General features: G+C 68.1%; 10 protein-coding genes. 8 read left to right on the forward strand and 2 right to left on the reverse strand.

The annotated features are described in order from the left end of the window. Nucleotides 1-51: 51 nt before the first annotated feature. From ACWEVR_RS20995 to ACWEVR_RS21005, 3 genes are read left to right on the forward strand one after another with little or no spacing between them, the layout of a single operon-like run. On the forward strand, nt 52-699 hold the full coding sequence (locus ACWEVR_RS20995; RefSeq protein ID WP_452468337.1) for a TetR family transcriptional regulator: 648 nt from the start codon (nt 52-54) through the stop codon (nt 697-699). 2 nt (nt 700-701) lie between these two features. Continuing rightward, nucleotides 702-1,619 (forward strand): ABC transporter ATP-binding protein, encoded by a 918-nt coding sequence (locus tag ACWEVR_RS21000; protein ID WP_452468338.1) that lies wholly within the window; start codon nt 702-704, stop codon nt 1,617-1,619. After that, on the forward strand, nt 1,616-3,247 hold the full coding sequence (locus ACWEVR_RS21005; RefSeq protein ID WP_452468339.1) for an ABC transporter permease: 1,632 nt from the start codon (nt 1,616-1,618) through the stop codon (nt 3,245-3,247). Before ACWEVR_RS21000 ends, ACWEVR_RS21005 begins: the two co-directional genes overlap by 4 nt. Before the next feature lie 35 nt (nt 3,248-3,282). Here the strand turns inward: ACWEVR_RS21005 and ACWEVR_RS21010 are convergent, their stop codons facing one another. Continuing rightward, nucleotides 3,283-4,779 (reverse strand): sugar transferase, encoded by a 1,497-nt coding sequence (locus ACWEVR_RS21010; protein ID WP_452468340.1) that lies wholly within the window; start codon nt 4,777-4,779, stop codon nt 3,283-3,285. 485 nt (nt 4,780-5,264) lie between these two features. Here ACWEVR_RS21010 and ACWEVR_RS21015 point away from each other — a divergent pair, with 485 nt between their 5' ends. The 4 genes from ACWEVR_RS21015 to ACWEVR_RS21030 are packed head-to-tail and all read left to right on the forward strand — an operon-like array spanning nt 5,265 to nt 8,963. Beyond that, nucleotides 5,265-6,506, forward strand: coding sequence for a methyltransferase domain-containing protein (locus ACWEVR_RS21015; RefSeq protein ID WP_452468524.1), 1,242 nt, complete (start codon nt 5,265-5,267; stop codon nt 6,504-6,506). Then, entirely contained in the window at nt 6,503-7,279 is a 777-nt protein-coding gene (locus ACWEVR_RS21020; RefSeq protein ID WP_181698860.1) for a glycosyltransferase family protein, read from the forward strand. Before ACWEVR_RS21015 ends, ACWEVR_RS21020 begins: the two co-directional genes overlap by 4 nt. 5 nt (nt 7,280-7,284) lie before the next feature. Then, nucleotides 7,285-7,926, forward strand: coding sequence for a PIG-L deacetylase family protein (locus ACWEVR_RS21025; protein ID WP_452468525.1), 642 nt, complete (start codon nt 7,285-7,287; stop codon nt 7,924-7,926). Nucleotides 7,927-7,928: 2 nt separating this feature from the next. Further along, complete coding sequence (locus ACWEVR_RS21030) at nt 7,929-8,963, forward strand: NAD-dependent epimerase/dehydratase family protein (protein WP_452468526.1); 1,035 nt, start codon at nt 7,929-7,931, stop codon at nt 8,961-8,963. Here ACWEVR_RS21030 and rfbC read toward each other — a convergent pair. Then, nucleotides 8,941-9,504, reverse strand: coding sequence for a dTDP-4-dehydrorhamnose 3,5-epimerase (rfbC, locus tag ACWEVR_RS21035; RefSeq protein ID WP_452468341.1), 564 nt, complete (start codon nt 9,502-9,504; stop codon nt 8,941-8,943). The two genes, ACWEVR_RS21030 and rfbC, sit on opposite strands and share 23 nt — an antisense overlap. Nucleotides 9,505-9,518: 14 nt before the next feature. On the opposite strand from rfbC, the gene ACWEVR_RS21040 reads away from it, so the two are divergent. Then, entirely contained in the window at nt 9,519-10,601 is a 1,083-nt protein-coding gene (locus ACWEVR_RS21040) for a class I SAM-dependent methyltransferase (RefSeq protein ID WP_452468342.1), read from the forward strand. The last annotated feature ends 117 nt before the right edge of the window (nt 10,602-10,718 follow it).

Genomic DNA, 10,718 nt, shown 5'->3' on the forward strand with positions numbered 1-10,718 from the left:
TCGCACACCCTCTTGTGGACCGATTGAACACTCGTTTAGTATATTGAACATGTGTTTAACCAACAGCCCGTTTCGCAAGGATCCCCCACCGACCTGAGCACGGCCGCGCGCATCCGTGACGCCGCGATCGACCTGTTCGGAGAGCAGGGATTCGGTGTCGGCGTGCGTGCCATCGCCACTGCCGCCGGGGTGTCACCGGGCTTGGTCAATCACCACTTCGGGTCCAAGGACGGCCTGCGCGCGGCGTGCGACGAACGAGTGATCGAGATCATCCGCGACGAGAAGTTGCGGGCCATCCGCGCCACCGGTCCGACCGGGATGCTCGACGCGTTGGCCGAGATCGAGATCTACGCACCCCTGGTGGCCTACATGCTGCGCAGCTTCCAGGCCGGCGGACCACTCGCCGAGTCGCTGCTCGAGCACATGATCGACGACGCCGTGCAGTACACCCAGACCGCCGTCGACGAAGGCCGCATCAAACCGAGCCACGATCCCGTGGCCCGTGCCCGCTATCTGGTGCTCTGCCATGTCGGAGCCATGAACCTCTATCTGCAGATGCGTAGTCAGCGCGAGGGAAAACTCAACTACCGCAAGGCGATTCGCGAGCTGTCCACCGAACTCACCTTCCCGGCCGTCGAGCTCTACACCCAGGGCATGCTGACCGACCCGTCTCTGCTCGACTCTCTCCTCGAGGAGTAGCAATGCCGTCCCCCTCCCAGCAGGTCGTCGAAACCCGGGACCTGCGCAAAACTTTCGGTCGCTTCACCGCTCTCGACGGGCTCGACCTACAGGTCGGTCCTGGTGAGATCCACGGGTTCCTCGGACCCAACGGTGCGGGCAAGTCCACCACCATCCGCATTCTGCTCGGCGTGCTCCGGGCGACCGGCGGTTCCGCGCAGTTGTTCGGCCGTGACCCGTGGGCCGACGCGGTGTCGCTGCACGAGCGGATCGCCTATGTGCCAGGCGATGTCACGCTGTGGCCGTCGCTGTCGGGCGGGGAAACCATCGACCTGCTCGCCCGCATGCGCGGTGGCCTCGACCAGGCGCGCCGCGCCGAACTGATCGAGCGCTTCGAACTCGACCCGACCAAGAAGGCACGCACCTATTCCAAGGGCAACCGGCAGAAGGTGGCGCTGGTGTCGGCCTTCTCCGCCGAGGCCGACCTGCTCATCCTCGACGAACCGACCTCGGGCCTTGATCCGTTGATGGAGCAGGTCTTTCAGGAATGTGTGCGGGACGCCGCCGCGCGCGGCGCGACGGTGCTGCTGTCGAGCCACATCCTCTCGGAGGTGGAACACCTGTGCGACCGGGTGACCATCATCCGCGCGGGCCGAACCGTCGAATCCGGTTCGCTGCGCGAACTACGTCACCTGAGCCGCACCGCGATCACGGCCGAATTGATCGGCGAACCAGGCGATCTGAGCACGCTACCCGGTGTCGACGACGTGGAACGTGACGGTTCGACCCTGCGCTGCCAGGTCGACGCCGACAATCTGGGCGCGCTCATCCGGGTACTCGGTGACGCGGGCGTCCGGAGCCTGACCAGCACTCCCCCGACGCTGGAGGACCTGTTCCTGCGCCACTACCACGTCGATCAGCCCGAGAAGGTGCGCGCATGAGCACGCTCACCGCCACCGGTCGCTTCACCGGAACATCCCGCACCGCAGACGAATTCACCGGCACAGGGCAGATGCTGCGGCTCGCGCTACGCCGTGACCGGGTGGTCGCCCCACTGTGGGCACTGCTGATCGGGCTGATGCCGGCGATCCAAGTGGTGTCGATCAAAGATCTCTACTCCACCCAGGAACAGCTCGACAGTTTCGCCACGACGACGGCCGCCAGCCCGGCATTGGTCGCGATGTACGGCCCGGTGTTCAGTTCGGCTCTCGGATCGATCGGCACCTGGAAGGCCGGGGCCATGTACGCGCTCATCGCGATCGCGGCCGTGCTCACCGTGATCCGGCATACCCGGGTCGAGGAGGAGACCGGGCGCGCGGAACTGGTCGGCGCGACGAGCATCGGCCGGTTCGCCGGCCTCACCGGCGCGCTCCTGCTCACCTACGGCGCGTCGGTGATCGCCGGAATCGCCTGTGCGGCTTCGCTGCTCGCGACGGATCTGCCCCTCGCCGGGTCGGTCGCGTTCGGTGCGGCCCTCGCCGGGTCCGGTGTCGTCTGGGGCGCGGTGGCCGCGGTCGCCGCGCAGCTGAGCACGGGTGCCAGGATCGCGCGTGGCATCGCCCTGGGATCTCTGGGTGCGGCGTTCGCGGTGCGTGCCGTCGGTGACGCGGGAAACGGTGTGCTGTCGTGGTTTTCGCCGGTGGGCTGGTGCCTGCAGATCCGGCCCTTCGCTCAGGAACGGTGGTGGGTGCTCGTGCCGCTGCTCGTCCTCGGTGCCGGTGCGACACTGCTGGCCTACCAACTGCTACGCACCCGCGACCTCGGCGCGGGCCTGCTGGCAGACCGGCCGGGCCCGGCTACGGCAGGCACCTCGCTGTCGGGACCGTTCGGGCTGGCCTGGCGGCTGCAGCGTGGGTCGCTGCTCGCCTGGACGACCGGTTTCGCCCTCTACGGCCTGCTCATCGGCGGTGCGGTGACGGGCATCGGCGACATGCTCGACGGCAGCGAATCGCTGCGTGATGTCATCACCTCCCTCGGCGGTTCGGACGATCTGGAGAAGTCGTTCATCGCCTACGCCATCGCGATGCTCGCGGCCGCCGCGTCGGCCTACTCGGTGTCGGCCGTGCTGCGACTGCACGAGGAGGAGAACACCGGTCGCACCGAAAGCGTGCTGGCGGCCGCTGTCGGCCGGATCCGGTACGCGGGCAGCCATCTGCTGTTCGCCCTCGGTGGCCCGGCGGTGGGCCTGCTGACCGCCGGACTGGCGATCGGTGTGGTCTGGGGTGCCACCGGTGGCGACCCGGGAAGCAAGATCGGCCAGGCGCTCGCCGCGGCGGCCGTGCAGCTGCCCGCCGTGTGGGTGGTCACCGCCGTCGCGGTGCTGCTCGTCGGCGCCCTGCCCCGGTTCGCGCCGCTGAGCTGGGGTGTGTTGAGCGCGATGGTCGTGGGTTTCCTGCTCGGCTCACTGGGCAGCTTCCCGCAGTGGGTGCTCGATCTCGTGCCGTTCGTGCATCCGCCGAAGCTGCCGGGTGCGGAGTTCACCGCCACCCCGATCACCTGGTTGCTCGCGGTCGCGGGAACCGGCATCGCGGTGGGCTTGTTCGCCTACCGTCGCCGCGATCTGCGCTGAAACGGACTGGGCCGGTGCGTGTTCGGCGCACCGGCTCAGTACGCGCCCTCGCCCCGGGTGACCACCCCGATGGTTCGGGCGATGAGGGCGACATCCAGCACCATCGACCAGTTCTCCACGTACGACAGGTCCAGGCGCACTGAATCCTCCGGTGACAGGTCCGAGCGTCCACTCACCTGCCACAGCCCGGTGAGCCCCGGCTTCACCAGCAGCCGCCTGCGCATCTCGCCGTCGTAGGTGTCGACCTCACGCTGCACCTGCGGCCTCGGCCCGACCACGCTCATCTCACCGCGCAGCACATTGAAGAACTGGGGCAGCTCGTCGAGACTGTATTTGCGCAGGAAGCGGCCGACCGGCGTCACCCGTGGATCGTCTTTGACCTTGAAGAACACCGGGTTTCCGCCGTGCTCGGCGATGAGCTCGTCGACAGCGGTGTCGGCATCGGGGCGCATACTGCGGAACTTGATCATCCGGAACGGCACGCCGTCGCGGCCGATCCGCTCCGACAGGTAGAACACCGGGCCGGGGCTGCTCAGCTTCACCGCCAGCGCGATGGCGAGCAGCACCGGAGCGCTGAGCAGTACCACCATGGCCGCGAAGCAGAAGTCGAACAGCGCCTTCCGAGTGGACTTGGCCCGCCCGTAGCGCGGGCGGTCGATGTGCAGCATCGGCATCCCGGCCACCAGCCGGTGATTGAGGCGCACACCGGCGATGTCCACGACACCCGGTGCCACGATCAGGTCGACACCGAGCGGGTCGAGTTCCCATGCCATGCGCCGCAATTCGGCCGGGCCCAGATGGTCGGTCGCCGCCACGGCCACCGAGCCCGCCCCGCTGCGGCGCACGGCGTCGAGTACGGAGCGGTCGTCACCGAGAACCGATGCGCCGCCGAGGGTTTCGACCCGCTCCCCCGACCCGGTCGGTACGCACACCCCGACCACCCGGTACCCGGAGGCCGGGTCGTCGGTGAACGCCGTAGCCATGGCGTGGGCGGCTTCGGGCGAGCCGACGACGAGCACCGCCGTGTGGCAGCGACCTTCGGCCCGCAGGCTACGCAGCTGCCTGCGCCAGGCCAGTCGCCCGACGATCAGGCCGAACAGCCCGGCGGGCAGGGCGATGGCCAGGTAGCCACGGGCGAATTCGATGCGGAACAGCAGCGCCAGGATGGCGAGGACACCGAACAGGCGCAGGCTCGCCGAAACCAGCCTGCGGAATTCCTCGCTGCCGGTGCCGATCACCTGGGGTGCGCGGGTGCCGTACCCGTGCAAGAGCGCGAGCCAGCCGAGCGCGAGGGCGAGCGACACCGCGGAGTAGCCGATGTCGTACGGCAAGGGCCAGGCCAGCGTCGAGTCGACGGGTCCGTCGAACCGCAGCACCTGCGCGGTAGCGACGGCACCGACGACAGCGACGGCATCGGTGACGGCCAGGCGCCGCACGAACGCGGTCTGCCAGCTTTCCCGCCGCAAGTCGTGCACCGCGTGCACGCCGGTGACGGCATCCATCTCGCCACTACTGGTGAGCTCGTAGCTCATGAACCGACACACCTCCCCTATCGGGAGTCGAACCCTTCCGATCGCCGGCGACCAGAACGCGACCATTGCGATGGCCGCTACGCCCCTCGATTCGAAACCCGTGGGACGATCGTTACACATCGCCGAAATTCCTCCACATCGAAGCGCAAGCGCCACAACGCGATCCAGAGATTAGCCCAGCAGTACGCGCAGCGGTGGACGAGATGACAGAAAGTCCATGGCATTTCGATATGAAGGCAGGAAAACCGATTTCTCGAGTGGGTGACATCACATCCATCGAAGGAACGGTCGCCTTCGCCGGAAATTAGCCGATCGCGGTTTCACCGGCCTGATCCCCGATATGGGCACCGCGGTGTTTCCCAGGTCGCAACATTTTCCGGCGGCTATGGCCTGGGCCGCACTGTAACGTCTCGTGCCGCAGGACCGAAGTCCGGCATGTCCGGCATCGGCCGCGACAATTCTCGCGTCTGATGAAGGTGGACCCGTTGCAATGTCGGCTGTGTGATTCCGGGCAGCTCACGAGCGTGCTCGACCTGGGCGCCACCCCGGCGTGTGAGAGCTTCCTCGACAGCGAGCGGCTCGAATCACCCGAGATGACCTATCCGCTGCATCTGCGGCTGTGTGAACAATGCCTGCTGTTGCAGATCCCGGCCCTGATCACCCCCGAGGACACCTTCACCGAATACGCCTATTTCTCGTCGTTCTCCGACAGCTGGGTGCGCCATGCCGAGGACTTCGTCGACACCGCGGTGCGGCGCCTGGGGCTCGGTGCCGAATCGTTCGTCGTCGAGGTGGCGAGCAACGACGGGTATCTGCTGCGGCACGCGGTGGCGCGCGGTATCCCGTGCCTCGGCATCGAGCCGTCGGTCAATGTCGGTGCCGCGGCCCGCGCGGTCGGTGTGCCGACGGAAACCACGTTCCTGCACGAGGATTCGGCCGCGCGGGTGCGGGCCGAGCACGGACCGGCCGATCTGGTCGTCGCCAACAACGTCTACGCCCACATCCCCGATCTGCGCGGCTTCACCCGCGCGCTGCGCACCCTGCTCAGCGACGACGGCTGGCTCAGCATCGAGGTGCACCACGCGCTGAACCTGGTGCGCCACGGCCAGTTCGACACCATCTATCACGAGCATTTCCAGTACTACACCGTGCATTCGGCGCAGCGCGCGCTCGCGGTGGGCGGCCTGACGATCGTGGACGTGGAGTTGCTCGACACCCACGGCGGTTCGCTGCGGCTGTGGGCGCGCCCGGACGCCGTCGCCGAGCCGGGTCCGCGGGTCGCCGAGGTGCTCGACCTCGAACGCGAAGCCGGGCTGCACACCCCCGTCGGATATCTGGACCTGGCGCCGCGCGCGGAGGCGGTGCGCCAGGAGCTGCTGCGCTTCCTGCTCGACTGCCGTGCGCAGGGCAAGCGGGTCGTCGGCTACGGTGCTCCCGGCAAGGGCAACACCCTGCTCAACTACTGCGGCATCCGACCCGACCTGCTCGAATACACCGTCGACCGCAACCCCTACAAACACGGGCGCTACACCCCTGGCACCCGCATCCCGATCCATCCGCCGGAGCGCATCGACGCGGACCGGCCCGACGTGGTCCTCGTGCTGCCCTGGAATCTCGAAACCGAGATCAGCGCACAGCTGCGCCACGTGGGCGAATGGGGCGGCGAACTGGTCTACCCGCTGCCGGTGCTGCACCGCGGCGAGCTGGAAACGAAAGTGAATCGATGAAGGTCGTGTTGTTCTGCGGCGGGTACGGCATGCGCATGCGCGGCGGGTCCGACGACATCGTGCCCAAGCCGATGCAGCTGGTCGGTCCCCGACCGCTGCTGTGGCACGTGATGCGGTACTACGCGCACTTCGGGCACAAGGAGTTCATCCTGTGCCTCGGCTACGGCGCCGAACACATCAAGAACTTCTTCCTGACCTACCAGGAGACGGCATCCAACGACTTCGTCATCCGCGACGGAAAGGTCGAACTGCTCGGCACCGATATCAGCGATTGGTCGATCACCTTCGTCGACACCGGGGTGGAGTCGGCGATCGGTGAGCGGTTGCGCCGGGTGCGCGAGCATCTCGACGGTGACGAGTTCTTCCTGGCCAATTACGCCGACGTGCTCACCGACGCACCGCTCGACACCATGATCGAGCGTTTCCACGCCTCGGGGGCGGCGGCGTCGATGATGGTCGTTCCCCCGCAGTCGTCGTTCCACTGTGTGGACATCACCGACAGCGGCGAGGTGAAGGACATCATGCCGGTGGCGCGGATGCCGCTGTGGGAGAACGGCGGATTCTTCGTGCTCAGCCAGGAGATCTTCGATCTGCTGCCGCCCGGGGGCGACCTGGTGGCCGACGCGTGCGGCACGCTGGCCGGGCAGGGTCGCCTCTTCGGATATCGGCACCTGGGTTTCTGGAAGCCCGCCGACACGTTCAAGGAGCGCGCCGAACTCGACGACGCCTACCGCAACGGTTCGCGGCCGTGGATGGTGTGGGAGTCGGCGTGATCGGTATGTTCACTCGTCCGCCGAAGCGGATCGCGGTGCTCGGCGCGCATTGTGACGACATCGCCATCGGCATGGGTGCCACCCTGCTCGCGCTCACCGCCGCCGACCCGGAGGTCGAGGTGCGGGCATTGGTGCTCTCCGGTGGCGGCACCGCACGCGAGGACGAGGAACGCGCGGCCCTCACGGCGTTCTGTTCCGGGACGAAACCCCAGCTCGAGGTGCTCGACGTGCCGGACGGGCGCGCGCCCGCGCACTGGGACCGGATCAAGGACGCGCTCGCCGCGTTCCGCCGCGGCGGTGAACCGGAGGTGGTGTTCGCGCCGCATCGTGGTGACGCCCACCAGGATCACCGGTTGCTCGCCGAGTTGGTGCCCACCGAGTTCCGTGACCACCTGATCCTCGGCTACGAGATCCTCAAGTGGGAGACCGACACTCCGACGCCGACGCTGTACCACCCGATGGATGCCGAACTGCTGCACCGCAAGTCGCGGTTGCTGCACGAGCACTATCCGTCGCAGACGGGCCGGGACTGGTTCGACGAACAGGCCTTCCTCGGATTGGCCCGGATGCGTGGCGTGCAGTGTCACGCGCCGTATGCCGAGGCGTTCGTACTCGACAAAGCGATCATCAGATGGGAACAGACGTGAACATGCGGGTACTTGTCACCGGGCATCAGGGGTACCTCGGCACGGTGATGGTTCCGCTGCTGCAGGCGGCGGGCCACGAGGTCACGGGTCTGGACATCGGTTACTTCGCCGAGTGTGTGCTCGGCGAATTCGCCGGTGACCCGGCGGGTCTCGCCGTGGATCTGCGGGAGGTGACGGTCGAGCAGTTGCGCGGGTTCGACGCGGTGATCCACCTGGCGGCCCTGTCCAACGATCCGCTGGGCGCGCTGGCGCCCGAGATCACCTACGACATCAACCATTACGCCTCGGTCCGGTTGGCACGACTGGCCAAGGAAGCAGGGGTGCGCCGGTTCCTGTACGCCTCCACGTGTTCGGTGTACGGCGCGGCGGGCGAGGAATTGGTCACCGAACAGGCGCCGCTGCGCCCGATCACGCCCTACGCCGAGAGCAAGGTGCGGGTCGAAGACGATGTGGTGGCGCTGGCCGACGACGACTTCGTGCCGGTATTCCTGCGCAACGCAACGGCTTTCGGGTTCTCGCCCCGACTGCGTGCCGATATCGTGCTCAACAACCTGGTCGGGTACGCGGTGCTCACCGGCGAGGTGAAGGTCCTCTCCGACGGCACACCGTGGCGTCCGCTGGTGCACGCCGCGGATATCGCGACCGCGTTCGCGATGTGCCTGACCGCGCCGGCAGCCGATGTCTCGTGCCGCGCGTTCAATATCGGCACCGAGGTCAACAACCTCACCGTCGCCGAGATCGCGGGGGCCGTGGTGGACGCGGTGCCTGGTTCGCGGTTGGTGATCACCGGTGAGAGCGGTGCCGATCCGCGCTCGTACCGGGTCGACTTCTCGGCCGCGCGCGAAGTTCTCGGTTTCGAGGCGATGTGGACGGTGCCCGCAGGTGCCGAGGAGCTGTTCACCGAGTACACGACGCGGGGACTCACGTCCGAGGCGTTCTTCCAGCGTTTCACCCGGCTGCCGCACCTGCGTGGGCTGTGCGAGGCGGGTGTGCTCGACGACCGGTTGCGCCGGATCAGTGCGCGGGCGTCAGCGTAGCGCGCAGCCGCGCCCAGCTGCCCGCGCGCGCGTCGCGGTCGGATACCACGGTCACCGGCAGCGGCCAGTCGATGTCGAGGTCGGGGTCGTCGTAGGCGACCCCGAGGTCTTCGGCGGGGTCGTGTGGGCGGTCGATGCGGTAGCACACGTCGGCGACCTCGGTGAGTGCCTGGAAGCCGTGCAGGAAGCCCGGCGGTACGTACAGGTGGTGGAACAGTTCGTCGTCGAGGCGGAAGGCTTGCCGCGCACCGAAGGTGGGCGAAGCGGGGCGGATGTCGACGAGCACGTCGTGCACCGCGCCGTGCGCGCAACGCACCAGTTTGGCTTCGCCACGACCGCCGCGCCCGTGCATACCCCTGATCACTCCGCGCTTCGACCGCGACTGCGAGTCCTGGACGAATCGTGCTGCAGCGCCGTCGATTCCGAGGTGGGCATCGAATTCTTCGGCGTCGAAGGTGCGGGTGAACAGGCCGCGGTCGTCGCGGAACGGCTCGGGGACGAGCACAACCACATCGGCCAGTTCGGTCTTTTCGATACGCACGAGGACATCCTGCCATGACCCGCCGCTGCCGAGGTTGCGGTGACACCGCGCTGCGCACCCTGCTCGACCTGGGCACGGTGCCCGCCGCCGACCACTTCCCACCTCGCGATTCCCCAATGCGGCCGACCGAGTCCGGGCATCCGCTGCGGATGGACCGGTGCGCGGCGTGCGGGCTGGCCCAGCTCGCCGACGACGACACCGTCACCGCCGAACCGCGTGGGATCGAGCCGCAGGCGCTGCGCGATCAGGCGGCCGACGCGATCGACCGGGTGCGTGCGTCCGGTCTGCTCGCAGGCGCGACCGTGACCGAGTTCGGCAGTCCGCACGGCGGTACCTGGTTGCCGCTTCCCGGTTTCACCGAAGCCACCGGTCCCGCCGACATAGTCCTCGACTGTTTCGGCATCATGCACGAACCCGACCAGCGTGCCGCCTTCGCCGCCCGTGCCGCCGCGACCGCACCCGGGGGCGTGCTGCTCGTGCAGTTCCACTCGCTGGCCGCGATCGTGGCGCAGGGGCAGTGGAATGCGTTGCGGCACGGCCACTTCGCCTACTACTCCCTCGCCTCCCTGCGTACCCTTCTCGCCGCGGCGGGGATGAGCGTCGTGACGGCATGGGAGTTCGACCTCTACGGCGGCACGGTGCTGGTCGCCGCGCGTCACGGTTCACATCCCGCCGACCGGGCGGTCGAGCAGCTGCTGGCAGCCGAGGAGGAGGTGCTGGCGGCGGCCGGCGGACTGCAGCAGGTGGTGGATCGCCACGTCGGCGCTCTCCACGATTGGCTGGAAGACTGTGCCGCCCAGGGTCTTCGGACCTTCGCCTACGGTGCTGCCTCCCGCGCTGTCGCTCTCCTGGCGATGGCGGGCGCGCACCGGGAACTCCTCGCCGGAGTGGCCGACGCCTCGCCCGGCAAACAGGGCCGACGCATGCCAGGAACAGACGTCCCCATCATCTCCCCCACCGATCTGGTGGCGGCCGAGCCCGACGCTGTCCTGCTCACGCTCCCCGACCTCCTCCGCGAAGTCCGAACTTCCCTCCCGCAACTCGACGGCCGTTGGTTCGTCGACGATCCCCTCCGCCCGCGAAAGGTCGACCAGTAGCCGTTTCCCGCAACTCGTCGTCCCCTCTCCGCACGACCCGCCGGAACCCACGCCGAGCGCTCACGGCTGATGGTGCCCACCCATCGAAGGACGGCCGGTACGCCAGGACCCACCCGA

Source organism: Nocardia sp. NPDC003979, from assembly GCF_053605015.1.